Source organism: Exiguobacterium sp. s22 (genome assembly GCF_018617455.1).
Classification (GTDB): domain Bacteria; phylum Bacillota; class Bacilli; order Exiguobacteriales; family Exiguobacteriaceae; genus Exiguobacterium.
This window is the reverse complement of sequence record NZ_JACSKD010000004.1, coordinates 55,947-77,825: the sequence shown is the minus strand read 5'-3', so window position 1 is coordinate 77,825 and position 21,879 is coordinate 55,947. Positions and strand designations below refer to the sequence as shown.

The 21,879-nt window shown below is 47.4% G+C and carries 13 protein-coding genes; 1 reads left to right on the top strand and 12 read right to left on the bottom strand.

Annotated features, from left to right (window positions below; translation table 11 throughout):
* Positions 1–25 precede the first annotated feature (25 nt).
* Positions 26–1,492: a phytoene desaturase family protein gene (locus KNO94_RS08395; protein WP_214778829.1), complete on the top strand. Its 1,467-nt coding sequence runs from the start codon at positions 26–28 to the stop codon at positions 1,490–1,492.
* Positions 1,493–1,930: 438 nt separating this feature from the next.
* Here KNO94_RS08395 and KNO94_RS08390 read toward each other — a convergent pair whose 3' ends face one another.
* The 12 genes from KNO94_RS08390 to addB all read right to left on the bottom strand — a co-directional run bounded on the left by KNO94_RS08390 (position 1,931) and on the right by addB (position 21,723).
* On the bottom strand, positions 1,931–2,770 hold the full coding sequence (locus KNO94_RS08390; protein WP_214778827.1) for a phytoene/squalene synthase family protein: 840 nt from the start codon (positions 2,768–2,770) through the stop codon (positions 1,931–1,933).
* Complete coding sequence (locus tag KNO94_RS08385) at positions 2,739–4,217, bottom strand: phytoene desaturase family protein (RefSeq protein ID WP_214778826.1); 1,479 nt, start codon at positions 4,215–4,217, stop codon at positions 2,739–2,741. The genes KNO94_RS08390 and KNO94_RS08385 overlap by 32 nt, the downstream gene beginning before the upstream one ends.
* The gene (locus tag KNO94_RS08380) at positions 4,214–5,707 is read right to left on the bottom strand and encodes a phytoene desaturase family protein (protein WP_214778824.1); all 1,494 of its coding nucleotides are present in this window, start codon (positions 5,705–5,707) and stop codon (positions 4,214–4,216) included. Before KNO94_RS08380 ends, KNO94_RS08385 begins: the two co-directional genes overlap by 4 nt.
* A 69-nt stretch (positions 5,708–5,776) precedes the next feature.
* The gene (locus tag KNO94_RS08375; RefSeq protein WP_214778822.1) at positions 5,777–6,808 is read right to left on the bottom strand and encodes a class I SAM-dependent methyltransferase; all 1,032 of its coding nucleotides are present in this window, start codon (positions 6,806–6,808) and stop codon (positions 5,777–5,779) included.
* Positions 6,809–6,905: 97 nt separating this feature from the next.
* Complete coding sequence (locus tag KNO94_RS08370; RefSeq protein WP_214739393.1) at positions 6,906–7,289, bottom strand: YisL family protein; 384 nt, start codon at positions 7,287–7,289, stop codon at positions 6,906–6,908.
* A 115-nt stretch (positions 7,290–7,404) separates the two neighbouring features.
* The gene (locus KNO94_RS08365; RefSeq protein WP_214778820.1) at positions 7,405–9,963 is read right to left on the bottom strand and encodes a sensor histidine kinase; all 2,559 of its coding nucleotides are present in this window, start codon (positions 9,961–9,963) and stop codon (positions 7,405–7,407) included.
* Positions 9,960–10,322 carry a response regulator gene (locus KNO94_RS08360; RefSeq protein WP_015880966.1) on the bottom strand — a complete coding sequence of 121 codons (363 nt, stop codon included), beginning with the start codon at positions 10,320–10,322 and terminating at the stop codon, positions 9,960–9,962. The genes KNO94_RS08365 and KNO94_RS08360 overlap by 4 nt, the downstream gene beginning before the upstream one ends.
* A gap of 134 nt (positions 10,323–10,456) precedes the next feature.
* Positions 10,457–12,328 carry an ABC transporter ATP-binding protein gene (locus KNO94_RS08355; protein ID WP_285800783.1) on the bottom strand — a complete coding sequence of 624 codons (1,872 nt, stop codon included), beginning with the start codon at positions 12,326–12,328 and terminating at the stop codon, positions 10,457–10,459.
* The gene (locus KNO94_RS08350) at positions 12,325–14,049 is read right to left on the bottom strand and encodes an ABC transporter ATP-binding protein (RefSeq protein ID WP_214778818.1); all 1,725 of its coding nucleotides are present in this window, start codon (positions 14,047–14,049) and stop codon (positions 12,325–12,327) included. The genes KNO94_RS08355 and KNO94_RS08350 overlap by 4 nt, the downstream gene beginning before the upstream one ends.
* Entirely contained in the window at positions 14,042–14,533 is a 492-nt protein-coding gene (locus KNO94_RS08345; protein ID WP_353047836.1) for a MarR family winged helix-turn-helix transcriptional regulator, read from the bottom strand. The genes KNO94_RS08350 and KNO94_RS08345 overlap by 8 nt, the downstream gene beginning before the upstream one ends.
* A 157-nt stretch (positions 14,534–14,690) precedes the next feature.
* Positions 14,691–18,308 (bottom strand): helicase-exonuclease AddAB subunit AddA, encoded by a 3,618-nt coding sequence (gene addA, locus KNO94_RS08340; protein ID WP_214778813.1) that lies wholly within the window; start codon positions 18,306–18,308, stop codon positions 14,691–14,693.
* Positions 18,286–21,723 (bottom strand): helicase-exonuclease AddAB subunit AddB, encoded by a 3,438-nt coding sequence (gene addB, locus KNO94_RS08335; RefSeq protein WP_214778811.1) that lies wholly within the window; start codon positions 21,721–21,723, stop codon positions 18,286–18,288. Before addB ends, addA begins: the two co-directional genes overlap by 23 nt.
* Positions 21,724–21,879: the final 156 nt, after the last annotated feature.

Genomic DNA, 21,879 nt, shown 5'->3' with positions numbered 1-21,879 from the left:
TAGACGTCTTAAGGGGGACACATGTATGAAACAAATTGTTGTGATTGGAGCTGGACTCGGTGGACTTAGCGCCGCCGTCACGCTCGCAGCGCGTGGTTACGACGTCACGGTCATCGAAAAGAATGAACATGTCGGCGGGAAACTCATGCCCGTCATCACCGACGGTCACCGGTTCGACTTCGGTCCGAATACGATTACGATGCCGGACGTATTCCGTTCGGTCATCCGAAATAGCGGTGCCAATCCGGATGACTATTTTGAGTTAATCAAACTCGACCAGCATACCGTCAACCACTATTCCGATGGATCATCCTTCACATTCAGCGCTGACCGGGCAAAGCTTGAAGTCGAAGTACGACGATTGACGGGTAATCAATTCAAGCATAATCAAATGCGTGCCTATCTCGATGAAGCAGAGAAATTATTCGCTATTGCAAATAAACGCTTCTTCACACAAATGGAGACAAAGTTAGATCCTGGTCTTTGGGCGGACATGGTCAAAGTACACCCACTTCAAAGTTTGCATGCCCTTCACAAGAAATACTTCAAGGACCCGCGTATCATCCAGGCACTCGATCGCTATGCGACGTACATTGGCAGCAGCCCATACGTGACACCCGGAACGTTTGCCCTCATCGCACATTTGGAATTGAATGAAGGCGTCTATTTTGCGAAGGGTGGGAACTGGAATATCGCAAAGGGATTCGCCAAACGGGCAAGCGAACTCGGCGTGACGTTCCGTCTCGGTCATGAAGTGACGAAGATTGATGTGTTGAACGGAAAAGCACATGAGGTCGTCGTCGATGACCAAGAAGTCATTTCGTGTGACGCTGTCCTTCTTAATGGCGAACTCTTGACGCAATACCCACGACTCGTCGATGCCAAAGACCGTCCCTCTTTCCCGGTCCCGACGCGTGACACCGTCGAACCGTCAATTTCTGCGTTTGTGTTGATGATCGGATTGTCGAAACGATTGAACTTGGCGCATCATAACGTCTACTTTTCAGATGACTATGAACGGGAATTTCAGGCACTCTTTCAACAAGAGCGCTATGCGGACGAACCGACCATCTATATTTCGAATTCATCCGCCACGGACCCATCGATGGGCGAAGCAGGCGATAACCTGTTCATTCTCGTCAACGCACCAGCTCACCTAACCGAAATCGATGCGGATACGTATGAACATTTGATTCGTCGCCGTTTACGTGAATTCGGTGTGGATTGGGAGGATGACGAGGTGCTCTATCATACGCGTGTGACCCCGCAAGATTTGACCAGCGATTTCTATGCGTATTACGGGGCACTTTATGGCACATCGGCCAATTCGAAAAAGGGTGCATTCTTTAGACCTGAAGCCCGGTCGACGGACGTCTCGAACATTTGGTTTGCGGGAGGTTCGACCCATCCTGGAGGCGGCAGCCCGATGGTGACGCTTTCAGGACAATTCGCCGCACGATCGATGTTAGAGGACATACCTCTGACAATATGAACATTTTGTGAACGCGAGTTTCGACACTTGTCGACAAGTTGGAGACGTGATAATATCATATTCGAGTTCAAGCAGTTCTGTAACGTTTGTTACACCTGTAGCGATCGAATGGCTTCCCCGAGCCAAATCGCGTTTTGAACTTGTCACACCCGAGAAAGTGATGAGCGAGTTTCCCCACTCGTATCCCGTAGTTGAGACAGCTTGCGTATGATGTTCCCCCTTAGTCCATCAAGCATCCTGTTTCAGCGAAGATGTCCCTATGATTCATTCCCCATGAATCCCGGCACATCTTTAGGGCTTCATCACAAACCGATTCATTCATTTCCCCGATGAATGAATCACATAACGCTTACGCCACTTTTGGTCCCCCGCCAAAAGTGGTTTTTTTTACGCAAAAAACTGTAGGCGCTAGGATGCGCCTACAGTGAATCGGAATTCTTATAGCTTGGCTAGCAACTTTCCTTTTTGTAAGGTCGATACGTATGCCCGTTTTGTAAAAACGTCGTATCCATTCGCACGTGCAGCATCTAAAATCCCCTCGTAGAGAAGGGCTGCCGCTTGCACCGGTTTTCGACTGGCGAGGGGATAGAGGTGATGGGTCGCACGTGCCCGTTCATACAATAATTCGGCACGCTTCGCCAACGCCTCCCACAGGTCGATAAAGGCAGGCGTCACTTCTCGTTGTTGTAACATCTCTTCATTCACACCATATTGTCGCATCATCGTACGTGGTAAATAGATGCGGTCTCGGTTCAAATCTTCACCAACATCTCGCAAAATGTTCGTCAGTTGCATCGCGATCCCGAGGTCTATTGCACCTTGGCGAAGCTGACGTTGTGTCGCTTCGTCCTGATTTGGGACGAGGATCGGAAGTAACATGAGCCCGACCGTGCTCGCTGCATAATAGCTATACTGCTCCGTTTCTTCGAGCGTCTCATACCGAGACTTATGTAAATCCCATTTCATTCCTTCTGCCAACTCAAAGAAAGGGTCGACGTCCATCTCATAGCGTTGCCACACATCACGCAAAGCGACCCATAGTGCTTCATCTAGATGGTAACCAGCCAAAAAGCGATCAAAATCATGCAAAAATGCTGCCAAACTCTCTTCTGGACGGTCTGATTCATCGACCGCATCATCGAGGGTGCGACAGAACGTATATACGGCCATGACCGCTTGACGATCAGGTTTCGAGAGCAAAGAGAAGGCCCGATAAAAGGTCAACGAGCTCTTCTTCATGATTTCCTCACATTGACGATACGCTTCTTGTGTCGTCACGATGTATTGCCCCCATTTCTTCTTCCATTTTTTTCACGAGTAACTGTGACCCGATCATGACAATCGGCACACCTCCACACGGATGAACAGATGCTCCCACCGCATAAAGGCGTTCGATTTTCGGATAAGGTCTTGCCTGAGGTTTAAACGCGGCTGACTGCGATAACTTTGGTGCAATCCCAAAGCTTCCTCCCTCGAACAAGCCGAATCGCTCGGCATCCATCGGTGTCCGGACTTTCATCTCGATGACACGTTCACGAAAATCAGGTATGAATGTCTCGATTCTTCCTAATAGATGTTCGATGGTTCCTTGTGACTCAATGTCTTCCTGCTCTAACTTCCGAGGGACCGGAACAAGAACATATAACACGCTCGTCCCTTCTGGCGCGAGCGTCACGTCGATACGCGATGGGTTAAAAGTGTACATCGCAGGATACTCACTTAGTTTACCATCCTCGAAGATTGTACGCATCGATCCTTCAAAATCATTTGGTAAATCGAATTGATGAACCGGTAAATCGAGTTCGCCGTTGACGGTAAAGTATAGGAGTAACGTACCACTTGACGGTTCATATGTCTTTGGCGTCACACCATCAATCAGTCGCTCCATGATCGGGAAATCACCATTCACGACGACGGCATCATACGGTACATATTCATCATTTACCGTGATTCCATTTGCCACCCCATCCGTGACATGGACACGATTGACGGTAGCGTTCATGACGAAACGAACACCGCGCCGCTTCAGTTCTTGTTCCATTTTCGTCGCAAGGGAGAAATATCCTCCTTTTACATACCAAACGCCCTCTTCTTGTTCACGATAAGGGATCAGTCCATATAACGAAGGAGTGGCATAAGGATTCCCACCGATATAAAGGGTCTGCAGACTATAGGCAACGCGTAAACGTTCGTCTTCAAAGAAGCGTTTCATGTTCGCATGGGCCGTTTCATATGCTTTTAAACGCATGAGTAATAAAAGGAGCTTCGGCTCGAACAGTTCCGTCTTCGATGAATATCCACGGTCCAAGAACGTATCAAACCCAATTCGATACTCGTCTCTTTTTTGAGACATATATTGACGGAACGCATCCCCTTCTCCAAACATTCGCTCAATTTCTGCTGCCTGTCGCTCGATCTCCCGATATTTATAAAACGAGGTTCCGTCTTGATAACATAAGCGATAGAGTGGATCGACTTCGAGCAACTCCACGTCCGCCTCAGTAAGACCTGCTTCGATTAACTGTTGCCTGAGTTTGCTTGGTAACAAGACGATTGTCGGACCTTCGTCAACTTTCGCACCGTTTTCAAATGCAACATAGTTTAATCGTCCGCCCACGCGCGCTTCTTTCTCATAGATTGTGATTTGAAGTGACGGATGACGTTTCGTCAGTAAGAGGGCGGCGTATAGTGTACCGATCCCTGCGCCTACAAAGCTGATGTTCATCGGCCGACACCTGCCCGGTCACGTAATAGATTTGTTGTGATGCGAGCTGATTCAAAGATGGTCGGAAGTCCGCTTCCTGGGTGAGTCCCACCACCGACGAGCCAGACGTTATCGAGCTCTTCGAACTGATTATGCGGACGGAAATACATCATTTGCGATAAATTATGCCCTAGATTGAAGGTTGCCCCTTCATAGATACCGAACGCTTCCCAGTCCTCTGGAGTTAACGTTTCCATCACTTCGATGTGTTGACGAATGTTTCGGTACGGTGAACGTGTCTCAATGGCATCAAGGACGCGCTCTGTCATCGTCGCCTGTAACGTTTCCCATGGAAGACCAGATAAATTGTTCGGGACCGGTACGAGAACGTAGAGGGACGATTTTCCTGCAGGTGCAAGCGTTGGATCGATGCGTGAGGCATTTTGAACATAGAACGAGAAATCGTCGCTTAGTTTCAACTCCTTCGTCATTTCTTTGACATTCAACTCGTAATCGTCCGCAAAGTGAATCGAGTGATGTGCCACGTCCTCATAGACATGGTTCAATCCAAGATACAACATGAACGTTGAACAGGAGTAGCGTTTCTTCTTGAGTTGAGCCGGACTCCACTTTGATAATTGACCGTCTGGGACGAGCGACGTCATCGCATGAGCAAAATCGGCACCAATCACGACTTCGTCGAACGCATAGTGGACACTTCCTGCCACAAGTCCCGTCACTTTTTTGTCCTCTAAGAGCAGGCGTTCCACTGGTTCACTGAGTCGAATGACACCTCCATCTTCTTCAATCACACGCGCCATCGCATGACAGAGCTGGTTCACACCACCGATTGGGTGATGAACCCCGTAAGCGTGCTCCATATAAGAAAGGATGGAGAAACCGCCAGGACACTCCCAAGCGGACATTCCTAAGTATTTGGCTTGGAACGTAAAGGCATACTTCAACTCTTCACTCGTGAAATACTCGGATAAGACGTCATATAACGATTTACCGATTGAGAGGAACGGTAATGCTTTTAGCACGCGCAATGAGACGTAGTCGGTCAATTTATCATGAGCTGTTTGTAAGACTGGCATCAATTTTGACAGTTTGATCGCCTGTTCACTCATGAACCGTTCATATCCTTCCCCATTTCCCGGAAATTGTTCTTCGATGGCACGATGCATCTCGTCACGATCTGTCGTCATCGAGAGTTGACGCGTCCCACGATCAAAATACAAATCATACATCGGTTCGAGTTGTTTCATCTCAACGTAATCGTGTAGATCTCGACCTGTTTCTTCAAAAATCTCTTCTAAAATATATGGCATATTTAAAAAAGTAGGTCCGCGGTCGAACGTGAACTCGCCAACTTGCAGGCGTGATGTCCGGCCTCCTACGAACGGTTGTTTCTCAAATACGGTGACATCTACTCCACGATGCGCCAGTAGCATCGCAGCAGCCAATCCTCCGGGTCCTGCCCCAATAACGGCAACTCTTTGTTTCGACACACTCAACAACTCCCTATGTGAATAGTCTCTTATGCTTCTCTATCATTATAGAAATGACCGGAGACAAGTTCAATTTTGAATCGGTTGATTGAGCAGGTTCGTTTTTCCTCGCTCGGCGATGACGATATACCAAGACCCTTCTGGGATAAATGGAATGAATCGAATCTGATCGAATCCGACTTCTTGCATCTGTCGGCGTAACCTAGGGATTGTCGGAAGTGGATACAAGTTATCGTGGAGCGTCATGAAGGCGTTGAATGCGGAAGCGAACCGTCCACCTAGCGCTGTTTCAGCAAGAGGCGTCACGAGAACAGCGACACCGTTCTCTTCTAGTCGTTCTCGTAATCTTTCGAGTAATTTGACCCGCTCTTCCGGTGAGAAATAATATAGCATGTTATTCATCATGACCGCATCGAACCGTTCTTCCGTTTCCCAATTCATGAAATCGGCGACTTCGAACTGTATCTCGCCACTCTCGTCTCGAGATCGTGCCTCTTCGATGACCTCTTCCTCTAAATCGATTCCTGTTAGCTCCCAACTTGGTTCGAGCGCTTGTAATTTACGTAAATAACCACCGTGCCCACACCCGATATCAAGCATTGACTTGACATCAGCTTGCCGCAAGAGCTGTTGCACAATCGGGAATGCAACCGTTTCAACGAGTGTCGACGTCTTCGCGACGACTTGACCGTGCTCGGCCCCATCAAACGTCTTTTGTTTTCCAGATTCTAAAAATTCTGGGTAGGCGATTAGCGCAGGGATATGAAGTTCCATCATCTCTTGAAGCATGAAGCCGATGCTCCGCTCATCGTTACCAGATAATTGATATTTTAATCCGCGTGTCGGATAATACCGCCACCCTTTTTTCTTCAAATGCCTCACTGCGACCCCGACTTCTAACCAACGTTCTAACGCGAGTTGTGTCAATGGGCGCTTCAGTCGTAAATTCATCTCCGCCATACTCGCCCCACCTTGAAGGGCATCAAATAAACCGAACTTATAGCCGATATACCCGTGCCACAGGGGTAAGAATGATTCTGTTTGCTTCATCCATTTTCGTGCATGTAAAACTCGTGTCCATTCCGTCATCTGTTGATCCATCGTTTCACCTCATCGTCATAATTACTGATTTTTATTTTCCCCTAATAATTTGTGTACAAACAAAAAATCCCACTTCGATATGCGAAGTGGGAACGTCTTATTGAATGAAGCTGTTGAACGGCGACTGGCCATACGGTAACGCATACCCAACAAAAATAGTGATGAGTGCCAAAAGAATGAATCCACCGAACAAGGCATTCGCAGGTTTTTTCTTTTTGACTTTGACGAGGGTCATCTCACCGAAAATCAATGTCAGTAATCCGACTGTGATTTTCACGTGATAAAATGCGCCTCCCCCGTTCAATTGAAGGTAAAGATACAGTCCTGTTCCGAATGCGATGAGTAACATGAGTCGAAACGCCATATGTGCGATCTTTCCACTCTTGTTGCCGTTCTTATAACCGATATAGGCCACGGCAAACAAAATAAGTAACAAAATCCAGCTCGTAACGTGCGTGTGCAAGAATGCAATCAGTGGCATTCTAATGCCCCCCTTTATGTTGTTGTTCAGTCTTCATTGTACACGAACTCTCTCCTGATTGGTCAAGCGAACGCTTTTTAAAAAAAGAGCCATCCATCAAGGATGACTCCATTCATTATACAGGTGTAGTCTCTGCCTCTTGGACAGCATATTCGTAGCTAGGAATTTCAACGATGAACGTCGAGCCCTCGTGCTGAATCGATTCGACGTGGATTTGACCGTTGTGACCGCGGACGATTTCCTGACAAATCGGTAACCCGAGCCCCGTACCGCCGATTTCTCGGCTGTCGGAGTTATCGACACGATAAAACTTATCGAATAAGCGATCGAGTGCGTCACTCGGAATTCCAATTCCTTCATCTTTGACTTTAATCGAAACGATTTGCTCGTGATGCGAAAGTTCCACCGTGATCTTTCCACCTCGTGGAGAATACTTCACGGCGTTCGACAATAGATTACTCATCAACTGTTTGAACTTCTGGCAATCGACGAACAATTCATACGGACGTGCATCATCTGCAATCAATTCGAATTCATGTTTTAATGACGATGCCTCATAGAACGTCAGCATATCACGAACGACCGGTTCGATATCAAGTTGTTCCCGATCATACATTTGACTGCCAGACTCCATTCGCTGCACATCGAGGAAGTCATTGACGAGATGGGTCAAGCGTTCCGTTTCAGCGTGAATGGTTTCTAAATATTTTGCTTGTTTCTCATTCGGCAACTGTTTCTTGACCATCAATTCGGTAAACCCATAGATAGACGAAAGCGGTGTCCGCAATTCGTGTGAAATGGTGGAGATAAACTCACTCTTCAATCGTTCTGCCTCTGTCTCACTCGTGATATCACGGAAGACGAGAAGCGTCCCTTTCGAAAGTCCACCGACAATGATGCGCTCTGCGTACATCTGCAAGTTCATTTCGCCTTTTCGGATAGAGAAGCTGACACTGTCATGTGGGAAATCTTCAGTGAACAGGCGATTCGTATACTTTGTAAAGTCCTCCGCCTGATCGACCGTCTCAACAAGACGATTCCGCCATTCTTCCCACGATTCTTCTTCAAGCTCTTGTGAATTAACGTCACTGAGCTCAGGGAACATCTCATAAAGTGGACGGTTAACGAACACGTCATCTGTCGAATGGTCGATATAAACGACAGCCTCTCGAATCGAATCAAGGATTCGTTCTGTCTTTCCTTTCTCCCGTTTCATCTCTTCAAATAAACGCATCCGTAAGAGAGAGAGTGAGAGTTGGCGAGCGAATGACATGATGTCGCCCATTTGTGTTTGGGTGAAGCGGTCTTTGTAGCGAACCAAATAGATGAACGCGATGATTGAATCATCTGTTGGGTCATGGACCGGTACCGCCGTCTCAAACATATAGTACGGATAAGGAAGCGGATGGTCGCTCGCGACTTGTTTCGAGGAGTGTACCGTCGTCTTCAATGTCATCGCGCGCGTCAATACAGAGTTCTCGCTATCAAGCAGCTGACGAGACAACGTGTCGTTCAAGCCGTGGCTCGTGACGCGATATGTGCCTGATTCATCTACGAAGACGAGTGCCCCGACCTCTGAATCTGTGATCGTGACTAACTTTTCAATAATCTCTGGATAAGCCGTAAGCGAATCACGTGATGCCAACGTCTCCGTCAATTCGTTTCGGTAAGCGAGATGCTGTTCGTTTTGTTGCGTCTGTTCAAGAATCTCTTCAAGTTCTTGCTGTTGTGCCTGCAACTCTTCTTGTTGCGCAATCAGTTCTTCCTGTTGCGCTTGAAGTTCATGGTTTTTTTCAATCAGATGACGCTCGTTATCACGAAGCGTTTCAGCCATCTTATGGAATGAGCGAGACATCGTCCCGATTTCGTCTTCCCGTTTCATTTGATCACTCAAATCAACAATTTCACCTTTCAATAAGCGATTCGATGCGATCGAAAGTTTTGAAATCAGACGTGTTTGTCGGCGGAGGAACGGTTGGACAAACAGTAAAATCAATGCAGCGAACGAGGCGATGCTCATGATCCACAAGAATTGAAGAATATTGTTATTTTGACGCCATTCCGCATAGACGTTCTCTTTTTCAGACGCCATCAATTCACGATAGTTCTCAAGCGACGTCTCTACTTCATCGATTGGTCCAAGGATATCGATTCCTCGCTGCGGATTAAATTGGACGAGACCTTGATCAATCAATCGTTTCGCAGTCGGCAACTCCGCAATGGTCTGCGCATCGATAAACGTTTCTGTCACGTCACCGTCTTGCTGCGCTTTTGCATACTCGTACGTCACCGGGATGATGACATCGTAGTAAAAGTCATGAAACTGTTGAAGATCTTCTGCGAACAGTTCACCTTGACGCGTTGCGACTTGCGTTTTGAACCAATTGATTTCCTGTTGGAATTTCGCTTCATTGGCACTCGCCCGTTCAAGAGACGCAATGTCTCCAAACAAGAGGTAACCACGTGTGTCATATTGATCCGCTTGCCACTCGTCCCACATGTTCGTCAGACGATCGATGCGTTCATCCACTTGACGCAACTTCGCCTCATTTGCCTCGAGTCGATTTTCGATATAGATATACGTCAATACCGATCCGACCAACGCTAGGACGAGGAACGAATAAAGGACGACCATGATGTCACGTCCGAGTTTTTGTTTAAACCACCTTTTCACTTCACGATTCCTCCTATGATTTTAACGAGTTCAAGTGGGCTGAATGGTTTTGAAATGAAGTAGTCGACCCCAATCTCATTCGCGCAATCACGGTCAGATTGTTGGCTTTTCGCTGTCAACATCATCACTTTCGTTTCTTGTCGCCCTGGTAATTTCCGTACTTTCTCAATCACTTCTAGCCCTGTCATGCCGGGCATCATATGGTCCACAATCACCAAATCATATTCATTTTCTTCAATCAATCGATAAGCTTCTATGCCATCTTGTGCCTCATCGATATCATATCCTTCGTCTTCTAATGTATCCATAACAAGCATGCGTAGTACTTCTTCGTCTTCTGCTAGTAAGATTTTAACCATAATCGTTCCTCCATTTTTTATCCCATTTTTTTATTTTAACGGATTTGTAATTGTTACACAAAATAAAAAGACGTACGAAACTCATCTTCGTACGTCTTTTGCCTAATCACATTGTCCTAAAACCTGTATTCCAGTTATACGACTTCTTTTTCAGCGAACTGACTATTGTAAAGATCTTCATAAAAACCACCCGCTTCGAGAAGCGATTCATGCGTCCCTTGTTCAATGACTCGACCTTGATCCATCACCAATATCAAATCTGCATCTTTGATGGTCGATAATCGGTGCGCGATGACGAAACTCGTCCGACCGTCCATCAACCGCTTCATCGCCTGTTGAATCAAAATCTCGGTACGCGTATCAACACTCGATGTCGCTTCGTCTAAAATCATGATTGGCGGGTTGGCAAGCACTGCTCGCGCAATCGTCAATAACTGTTTTTGACCTTGTGAAATGTTATTGGCCTCTTCATTCAACACAGTGTCATATCCGTCAGGCAACGTTCGGATAAACGAATCTGCATGGGCCGTTTTCGCCGCATTGACGATTTCAGACTCTGTCGCACCTGTTTTCCCGTAGGCGATATTGTCACGAATCGTTCCATTAAAGAGCCAAGTGTCTTGTAAGACCATCCCGAACGTATGACGCAAATCGTGTCTCGACATTTGCCGCGAGTCTTTCCCGTCGATTAAAATCTCTCCATCGTTCAACTCATAGAAGCGCATGAGCAGATTAATCAATGTCGTTTTTCCGGCACCTGTCGGACCGACGATGGCTACCGTTTGTCCTGTCAACACATCGAGGTTCATATCTTGAATGAGTAGATTGTCCCCGTATCCGAAGTCGACATGACGGAATGCAACATTTCCTTCAGCGCGCTCTAATCGATACGTCGTGACCTCTTTTACTTCTTCCTCTTCATCTAACAATTCGAAAACTCGCTCTGCCGCCGCAACGGTTGACTGGACAATATTTGCAATATTCGCTGTCTGGGTGATCGGTTGAGTGAACTGGCGTGTATATGTGATAAACGCTTGGATATCCCCGATAGAGATGCTGCGTTGTGTGACCAAAATCCCACCGACTACACTGATTAACACGTAACTGATATTTCCGATGAACATCGTCATCGGCATGATAATACCGGAAATGAATTGTGCTTTTCTTCCGGCATCGTAAAGTTCTTCATTCACTTCCTCGAACTCACGCACAGCTGTCTCTTCACGACCAAACGCTTTAACGACCGCGTGTCCGGTATACATTTCTTCTACGTGACCGTTCAATCGTCCGAGGTGACGCTGTTGATCCGAGAAATATCGTTGTGACCGTTTTAAAATCGGACGAATCGCAAAGATGGTGAGCGGTAATGAGACGAGAGAGATGACCGTCAACAGTGGACTGATTGACAGCATCATAATCAAAATCCCGATGATGGTGACAATCGAGGTGATGAATGACGTCACACTTTGTTGTAGCGTACTCCCAATCAAGTCAATATCGTTCGTCACCCGACTTAACGTTTCCCCGTTTGAACGACCGTCATAATATTTAAGCGGTAGTCGCTCTAACTTTTTATTGACGTCTTCTCGTAAGTCATACACCGTTTTTTGGGCAACTCCAGACATCAAGTATTGTTGCACGTAGTTGAACAGGCTGCTGATCACGTAAAGACCAGCGAGGAGTGACAAGATTTGACCGATTCTCGTGAAATCAATCTCTGCTCCTGGTACACCCGTAAATTTGGCATAGGCGCCTTCAAACAATTCTGTGATGGCGATTCCCATGATTTTTGGACCGGCAATCATAAAAATTGTGCTTAAGATCGCTGCGACGAAGACTGCAATCAATGTGTTGCGCCGTGGTTTTAAATAGGCGAGCAGGCGACGGAATGTCACTTTGAACTCCTTCGGCTTTTCTCCCGTCATCATCATGTTTCCACCGCCAGGACCTCCTGGCCCACCGTGTCCGCCATGAGTTTGTCTCGTATTCGCTTGTTTCTCACTCATGCGATTTCCTCCTCAGACAATTGTGACTTCACGATTTCTTGATAAACCGCATTCGTCGCAAACAATTCCTCATGCGTCCCGATTCCAGCGACTTTCCCTTCTTCTAACACGATGATGCGATCGGCATCCATGATGGTGCTGACGCGTTGCGCGACAATCAATACCGTCGCTTCTTTCGTTTCTTCTTTTAACGCCTTCCGAAGCGCAGCATCCGTTTTAAAATCAAGTGCCGAGAAACTGTCGTCGAATACATACAAATCAGGTTTCCGTACGAGCGCTCTTGCAATCGAGAGACGTTGTTTCTGCCCGCCCGACACGTTCGATCCGCCTTGTTCGATCACAGCCTCATATCGGTCTGGCATCCTTTCGATAAAATCCGTCGCCTGCGCGATAGATGCGGCATGTACAACTTCTTCCATCGTCGCATCGGCTTTTCCGTATCGAATACTCTCTGCGATCGTACCCGTGAAAAGTAGCGCCTTTTGTGGAACAAATCCGATTTTTGAACGAAGCGTTTCTTGAGGAACTTCTTTGAGATCCATACCGTTTACGCGGATGTGACCAGACGTCACATCGTAAAATCGAGGAATCAAATTGACGAGCGTCGATTTGCCGGATCCGGTTCCACCAATCACCGCAGTGATTTCTCCTGGCTTTGCCGAAAAACTGATATCGGATAATGCCGGTTCTTCAGCTCCAGGATAATAGAACGTCACATCATCAAATACGAGCGTCCCTCGTTCTTTGTCTACAGTTTTCGTTCCATCATCCACAAGGGATGGTTTCATCTCGAGCACCTCGTTGATTCGGTTTGCTGAAACCGATGCCCGTGGAACCATGATGAACATGACCGATGCCATGACGAGTGCGAACATGATTTGCATCACATATTGAATGAACGCCATCAAGTCTCCGATTTGCATCGCGCCATTATCGATGCGAATTCCTCCGAACCAAATGACACCAACGACCGTCAAGTTCATCACGAGCATCATGACCGGCATTAGGAAGGCCATGATTTGGTTCACTTTAATCGAGACGTCTGTCAATTGTTCATTCGCCTCTGTCATTCGAACTTGCTCTTCTTTTTCACGGTTAAACGCTCGAATGACACGGATGCCTGTCAAATTTTCGCGGAGAACGAGATTGAGCCGATCCAATCGTTTTTGTACTTTTTTAAAGAGTGGCATCGCCTTCCAGAAGATAAGGAGAATCGAGATGACCAATACAGGCATCGCTGCAATGATGACGAGTGACAGTTTTGCGTCTTTCGAGGTCGCCATGATCAATCCACCGACAAACATAATCGGTGCACTGACGACCATACGAAGCATCATGATAATGACTTGTTGAACTTGCGTGATGTCATTTGTCGTTCGCGTGATGAGCGAGGCCGTTCCGACACGATCAAACTCTTCAAGCGAGAAACGTTCCACATGATTGAACACACGTCTGCGTAAGTCGCGGCCAAATCCCATCGCCGCCTTCGAGGAATAGAAACTGGCCACGACGGCAGCAAGGGCGCCGAGTCCCGTCACTCCAAGCATGACCCCTCCCATTTGCCAAATGTATGCGGTATCTCCTGTGACAACCCCTTTATCGATAATATCTGCCATCAGCGTCGGTAAAAACAAATCTGCCAATGACTGAGCGAACACAAATAGTAAGACCATCAGTACTGCCCATTTATAAGTAATCAGACGCTTTAACAGCTTAATCATGCCGACATCCTCCCTCGCATTCTGTATGCCCTTCATTCAGTTCATTTGCAATTTGTTGATGTGCTTCAATCATATGACGATACGTTTCCTCATCAAGGCGTGACAAGATTTGATTCAATTGTTGCTCTGTGCCTTGTTCCTGTTGCTCAATCTCCTCAATCAAGCGTTTGCCGGATGTATCAATCGTCAAGACGACTTCCCGTCGATTGTCTGGATTGACATCACGTCGAATCAGTCCTTTTTCCACAAGACCGTCTAACGATTGGCTTAATGTACTCTTAGGCATCTTCGTACGCCTGACCAATTCTTTTTGCGTAATCGCACCCTGTTCATTCAACATCATCAGACCATGCAATTGAGGCAACGTGAGATCGTTTTGCTGCGCCGTCTGATGCATGAGACGAACTAATACACGTTGCACTCGCCAAAAGGATTGCATCATCTCCCGTGCTCGATTTGTATTTGTCTCGTTCAACTTGTTCACTCCTTTATCGTTCCGTGTCGAATTGTTCTATATGGAACAATTACTTATATAAAATAAATTACTCCTCTCTGTTTAGATTGTCAACGAAATTGAATGTGAATGAGCACATAAAAAAAGAGCGATGCCATCAACATGACATCACTCTTTTCAAATCGGTTTATGACGTTGCCACGGTCACAATTTCCTGTAAATCTAACGAGTAAATCAGCGTTCGTTCAACACGAATGTTCCAAATGGTTTCGATTGCCTCTCGATACAACTGCAACTGAATAGCATACCGATCTCGCAAACGCTCATGTGCGTCTTCCTTAGAGTCGGATAGATGGGTGACAGCATCTGATTTGTAATCCAATAGTACGTAAGATTCCCCATCGAAATAGAGACAATCAATAATCCCTTGAATCAAGACGTGCTCATCCGTGAAGTGTCCATCCGGATTGACTCGTTCAGCTGGAACCGTATAAGTGAACGGTAACTCGCGCCAAGCTGTCCCACGTTCAAGGGCATCGGCAAGCGCCTGCCCGACCTCCGTTTGGAAAAACGCTTCAATGTCAGGCAGAGCCAAACGTGCCGTCTCGGCCTCGACCGGGCTGAGCATTCCTTGCATCTCCCATTTCTCAATTTGCTCGAGAATCGGTTGATTCGGGTCGGCCAATTGGAAGATCAAATGTAACGTCGTCCCGCGCTCTGCTCCGGTCTGTTTGACTTGACGCCATTTCGGTTCCCGATAAGGGGTATCGACCGGACGAACCGGGTCTTCGAAGGCGGCTTGTTCGAGTTGCATCGCCCGTTTCAATTCGGTCACCGTTTGTTTGGCCGCCGTACGCACCGCATCTTGGGCAGGATACGTGTAGGTCAAAGCCCGGTGTACGGCACGAACCGTCTCTTCTTCGTTTTGAATCGGAAAATCAATTGCTTCAAATCGCTGCACGTGATGTAGCTGTGCCATCATCTCTTGCAGGGTCGCAATCTCCGCAAGGTCTGCTTCTCCAATGACACGATAATTCCACGAAGTCGACTCTTGGAAAGTAGAGGGGACCGTGAAGCCGAATGATTCAATAAACGAGGTAGCACCTGGCAGACGTAAGAGCGCCGGCGCAACCCAGTCGAGATACGTTTTTGCCTCTCGTCTGGCCTCACTCGCCAACACGTCTCCCGCTTGTCCGACCTGAAGCCACTGCTGAAGGTGTTTGAGTGGTTCACCTACTGTTCCCACGAGAATCAGTTTTTCTTTCGCTCGCGTCAAGGCGACATAAAGGACTCGCATCTCTTCCGCTTTCATCGTCGCGTCTAAATCCCGTCGAATCATTTCTTTCACGAACGTTTCCGATTTCGTGCGTGTCACGACATCAATCGCATCGAGCGAGATTCCGTATTGTTTGTGGAAAATGATACGTTGCATTTGATCGCGTTTGTTAAACTGTTTCCCGAGTTGGGCGACGATGGTCACTGGAAACTCAAGACCTTTCGACTTATGCACAGTCATGATGCGAACGACATTCTCCTCGTCCCCGAGTGACCGTGCCTCTGACAAATCTTCACCGGTATCTTGTAGACGATCCATCACACGCAAGAAGCGATAGAGGCCACGATAGCCGCTACGTTCGTAAGCGAGTGCCCGATCATAGAGCGCCTTCAAGTTTTCCTGACGCCCTTTTCCTCCAGGCAACCCGCCTGAGAAGTCATAAAACCCGGTGTCATTGAATAATTGTTGAATCAATTCGGACAAGCTATGATTTCGTGCATACGTGCGCCAGCGGGAGAGGCGGTCAAGCATATCGCCACATTTTACTCCAAGCTCATCATCGTCATCCGCTTTCGCCTTGAGCGCCTCATAGAAAGAATCCTCTGATTCAAGTCGAATCCGCGCCAACTCGCTATCATCGAAACGAAACATCGGGGAGCGAAGCGCACCGGCGAGTGGGATGTCTTGAAGCGGGTTATCAATCACTTTTAAGAGAGCGAGGATCATCCGAATCTCGGTTGCTTGAAAATAGCCGCCATCTGAATCCGTATAGGCTGGGATATTGTATTGTGTCAAAATATCCATCAGTTGCTCCACACGTTCTTTTTTCGAACGTACGAGAATCACGATATCACGATATTCACAGTTTCGGAGCTGACCGGTTGATTCATCTGTCACTTTAAACGGTTCGTCCCCCGATACGAGTTCTAAGATTCGCGTTGCAATCGCTCGTCCTTCGACTTCTTGCTTCGATAACTCACGACTCGCTCCATCAATCAAAATAAACTCAGGGTCCGCTTGAATCGGTTCATACTCACGTCCCGGAACAAGTTGGGCCGCCTCATCATACGCAATTTCACCGACCTCTTCGTCCATAAGCTGAACGAACAAATCGTTGATCCCGTAAAGGACTTCTGCTCGACTTCGAAAGTTTTGGGATAGGTCGATTCGTTTCCCCGTGTTCTCCTGTCTAAAGCGCGTCGCTTTATCAATGAAAAGACCCGGTTCTGCGTGGCGGAATCGATAAATCGATTGCTTGATGTCGCCCACCATGAATAAGTTCCCGACTTCCTCTCGTTCATTCGCAACCAGATTGATGATGGTTTCTTGAATCTCATTCGTATCTTGGTATTCATCAACGAGTACTTCAGCGAAACGTTCCTTATAGAGCGCCGCGACATCGGAAGGTCCCCCATCTTGTCGTAAAATGGCGAGCGCATAATGTTCCAAGTCACTGAAATCGACAAAGGCACGATCACGCTTTGCCTGCTCATATGATTGACCGAACGAACGGACGGTTCGAACGAGTGTTTCAACGAGTGGCTGTTGCATCGAGACGCTCTCCAATAAGTCTGCCCCGCTGACCCGAGCCTGTTCGACCGCTGCCGTCAATTTTTTCTTCGCTTGGTCGTAGGCTGGTTTGAGGACCTCGTGGTAAATCTGGTGCTCCTCTTTTTTCGGAACAGCTTTCATCGTTCCAAACTTCATCGCACGAGCCGCCGTCTCGAGCTCACTCCAGACAATCGTCTCCCCTTCAAGTTGTTCGAATGGGAAAATCGCTTGCCGGATGTTTTCCGACTGGGGTTCATACCCGGCGACCCGAAGCTCCGCTTCAAGTTTCCGAAGATCTCGTACTGCTTTTTCAATGTCATCCCACAACATTTGGCCAAACTCGATCAAGATTGCCTCCTCATCAGGATCTTCTCCAAACGTGTACATGGAAACAAGTTTGTCTAAATAGGCATCAGGATCCGGCAAGGTGCGTGCATAGTGATATAAGCCGAGGATCAAATCCTCGATTTCACTGTCACCACGGTCTGACGTATACGCATCGACAAGAGCGAAAAAATCGGTATCCTGCTTTCCGTACTCATCCTCAAGAACCTCTTCTAACACATCATCCTGCAACAATACGAGATCTCGTTCTTCCGCAATCTTGAATGCTGGGTCTAAGTCCAACAAATAATAATTTTCACGAATCACCTCGAGACAAAATGAATGAATGGTTGTGATGAGCGCCCGATTCAACATTTGTCGCTGTTTTCGGATATACTCATTCGTCGGGTCGTCGCGAAGTGCTTCCTCAAGCGCCTTCGCAATCCGCCGTTTCATTTCTGCCGCTGCCGCATTCGTAAAGGTGACGACGAGCATTCGGTCTGCCGTGAGTTCATCCGTTTCATCAAGCAATCGACTAGACAACCGCTCGACGAGAACTGCCGTCTTCCCCGATCCGGCCGCAGCCGAGACGAGTACGTGGCTCCCTCGCGCTTCGATTGCGGCGAACTGATCATTCGTCCATTTCACGGTCATCGCCTCCTAACTCTTCAAATACTTCCTCTTTCTCGAGCTTCTTCAATTTACGAGGCTCGTTCGAGAGCGCCTCATCGAAATGACAAACACTTTGGTACGGACATGTCTGACACGGGCGTCGTTCTTTATACTCATAGGGCTCTACGTCGATTTTACCTTTATACATGTCTTCAGCACTCGCTTTGACGACGTCAAACGCATGGTCCATCAACTGTTCGAGTTGCGGAGGCGTCACAATCTTTTTCAACGTGTTGGCGTCAGGTGAGCCATCTTTTTTGTATTTAACAGGAATGACGATTGATTTTTTTGATGAGCCTTTCGCAGTGCGGTCCATCATCTCTAAAATGTCCGGGTCATCTACTAACAACCCCTGCATTTGATACGACTCCAATACTTTCTGTCGTGTTTCTTCTTCAGAGCTAGACGGTGGAACGAGTGGACGGTGAACGTGGAAATAAAGCGCCGCTGCCGGTGCCACATTTTCTTTCGTCCATACCTCTGCCTGTTCAATCAATACTTTTAAATAAATGAGCATCTGCATCGCAAGACCGTAATAAATTTCCGAAAAATCAACTTCTCGCTTGCTCGATTTGTAGTCGACGATTCGGACGTACAGTTGGTCGTGGACCATCGCGGTGTCGACCCGGTCGATCCGACCAATCAATTCACACGTTGCTCCATTCGATAGTGTGAACGACACTGGAGGGAATTGACCGCTTCCGAATGCCAGTTCAAACGCTTTCGGGTCAAAGCCATCTCGTTTTGATTGTTCAATCAACACTTCTGCCGTCTTACTCACGACGTCTGTCAATTTTTTCTTTAGATAGGCGTATCGGTTCGAACTCATCAAAATCGCATGCTGAATCTCGGGTGTCACGAGTTCAACTGCCTGTTCCGCTAAGTTCACACATTCATCAGGTGCCACATCTCGCCATTCTTTGCCGTCCATCTTCACGGTCTGGGACATATGTTCGATTGTTCGATGATAGAGATTCCCGATATCCGGTGCCTCGAGTCGATACAATCGACGTTCTTTCAGACGCAACCCATAACTTGCGAAATGTTTGAACGGACAGGCTTGGAACGTCTCAAGTCGTGAGACACTTGCCCGAATCGATGGGGTATATAGGGACTTTGCGACCTGGTCGTCTAGTGACTTTGGAATGTTTTGATAGAACAATGCACTCGTCAACAACTGCAAACGTTCCCGTCCCTCTGGAAGTTTTAGCAATTCGTTATAGACGGCAAACCACATATCTTGAATCGGATAATGACGACTTAAACGTTGAAGTTCAAGTGCCGTTACCGCAGCCGTCTGGTTCACGTTCGTCAAGAATGCATATTGCTCTCGTGGTCGGTGTTCCCCCGCTTCTGCGAAATGCGTCTTGATCACATGTTGGTGAAGTCGAGCTTTTAAATCCGCGATGAAGCGCGCTGGCTGAACCGCCTTCCCCGTTCTGTCTACAAGAGCATAACTGATATAGAGACGATCACTCGGTGCTGTCACAGCTTTGTATAAGTAATACGTTTCATCATCAAACAGATGTTCTGTCGCCTTTCCGGCACGAAGACCATTCTCATGCATGAAATCTAAATCGTGATCGGTCAAGAGTTTCGATTGTGTCGTGACGAGCGGGATTTGATCTTCATTCGCCCCGAGCAAGAAGACGACTTTCTTATCGATCAATCGCCCACGCACATAGTCCGTCACCGTCAATTGGTCGAGTGATGGGGGAATCAAGGCGTAGCGGAGGCTGTCTAAACCCGTGTCCATCATCTGTAAGAAAAGATCCGTTGACAATGTCTCTTCTGGAGCCGCTGCCTCTAACTGTTCAAGCAAATGTAAGACCGCGTCCCAGACCTGGGTATGTTCGCGAGCTTCGAGTAACTCTGCTTCTTCTATCGCCTCGTCGCGCCAATGTGTCAGACAATCGGAAACACCGATTCGCTCTAAAAAAGCATACATGGCATGTGTGTACGCTTGCATCGTCTTCGCTTGCTTCAAATCCGACAGTAACGGGTCAAATGTGTGAATGACACGTTCCCGATAACGGTTCAATTCGGCCTCGGTATCTAGCTCCTCACTCGTGAGTCTTGCTTCTTCACCCGTTCGACGACGCAATTGCCATTCATCGTGCCAATGATAGTGTTTGATTCCTCGTTCGATTACAAACGCTTCGAGACGGTCGACGGACGTACGTCGATGCGTTGGGTCAAGGACGACGAGCTCCGTCTTTAGCGCGCGAAAGACAGATTCTTCCCGATAACCTCGTAAGGCGATATCGATACTGGCCTTCAATAATTCAACGAGAGGATGGTCAAGCATCGGTTGCCGTTCATCGAGAAAGTATGGAAGTCCCATCTTTTGTAACGCTTGAGAAGCCAAATCTCCATATTCTTCGAGCGATCGTGAAATGAGCGCGATGTCCCGGTACCGATATCCTTCTTCACGAGTGAGTCGGATGATTTCTCGAACGGCCGCCTCTACTTCGACAGTCCGGTCAACAGCAGCATGTAAATCGACACGGTTCTCCGCCCCGCTATATGGTTCCGCCGTCAGTTGATCAAACGTCGCCTCTAAATATTGAAGACTCGGATGGGTATGACGATATACAGTTTCATACGCGTGATCCTCCGAGGGAATCTGTCGTTCCGTTAACAATTCTTTCAAGCGCATGAGCGTGCGTTGTGTCGGTCCAAATAACGGGTCGAGACGATACATCGAAACCGGATCAAGTGTCAGTAACAGATCGACATCGACTTTTTCTGCGAGCGCGACGAGAACAGCCAATTCCTGTTCTGAAAATTCATTAAAGCCGTCCACGTAAACCCGAACACCCGTCAAGTCGGTTTCCGGCAAAATTTGCAACATGACGTTGAAGTAGTCTTCGGCATGAAGCGACTTGCCTTCTGTCATCTTTAAAAATCCTTCGTAGATGATGGATAGATCTTGCAACTTCAAGGCCCGATGCTGCGCTTGTTCACTTAACCGCAACAAGTGCTCCGGTTCAACAAGCCCTCGCTTCAACATCGAAATCAATTGGTTCAATTCTTCATAAAACCCGAACTGATTCATCGTTCGACGGAAGAGGGTCAATCGCTCCTCACGCATTTCGACTACTCTTCTCAATAACAGGTGAGTACCGGTCTGATCTAAGAATCGGTCTGTCGCAACGCCCGCATCTCGCATCATCAAAAATGCGAGTCGACGCATCGAGAGAACCTGGATGCGTGTCGAGCCGCGAAGACCATCTACCGATGCCATTTTCTTCTCCATTTCAAATGACATCTGGTCCGGAACGAGAATATATATTGTCGGTCCACTCGGATTTTGCTTCAGTTCTCGAATCACCTCTTGGATCATTCGCTCACTTTTGCCCGTTCCCGAGCGACCTACATGAAAGGTTACGGTCATTTTAGCGAACACTCCTTCCCTTTTTCTTCATTATGAACCATCTCTAATCATTTGTAGAGGGAAACCTCTTCTATACCTTAACCAAAAAAGTTACACCCTACATCATTCCCAATTTCATTCAAAATCGATTAGACTGAACATAAGAGGGGGAATACA

What these genes read in the sequence shown, in the direction of transcription:
- KNO94_RS08395 (WP_214778829.1), top strand. Translation starts at nt 26, where the DNA reads ATGAAACAAATTGTTGTGATTGGAGCTGGACTCGGTGGACTTAGCGCC.
- addA (WP_214778813.1), bottom strand. Translation starts at nt 18,308, where the DNA reads ATGACCGTGAAATGGACGAATGATCAGTTCGCCGCAATCGAAGCGCGA.
- KNO94_RS08350 (WP_214778818.1), bottom strand. Translation starts at nt 14,049, where the DNA reads ATGATTAAGCTGTTAAAGCGTCTGATTACTTATAAATGGGCAGTACTG.
- KNO94_RS08360 (WP_015880966.1), bottom strand. Translation starts at nt 10,322, where the DNA reads ATGGTTAAAATCTTACTAGCAGAAGACGAAGAAGTACTACGCATGCTT.
- KNO94_RS08375 (WP_214778822.1), bottom strand. Translation starts at nt 6,808, where the DNA reads ATGGATCAACAGATGACGGAATGGACACGAGTTTTACATGCACGAAAA.
- addB (WP_214778811.1), bottom strand. Translation starts at nt 21,723, where the DNA reads ATGACCGTAACCTTTCATGTAGGTCGCTCGGGAACGGGCAAAAGTGAG.
- KNO94_RS08370 (WP_214739393.1), bottom strand. Translation starts at nt 7,289, where the DNA reads ATGCCACTGATTGCATTCTTGCACACGCACGTTACGAGCTGGATTTTG.
- KNO94_RS08385 (WP_214778826.1), bottom strand. Translation starts at nt 4,217, where the DNA reads ATGAACATCAGCTTTGTAGGCGCAGGGATCGGTACACTATACGCCGCC.
- KNO94_RS08355 (WP_285800783.1), bottom strand. Translation starts at nt 12,328, where the DNA reads ATGAGTGAGAAACAAGCGAATACGAGACAAACTCATGGCGGACACGGT.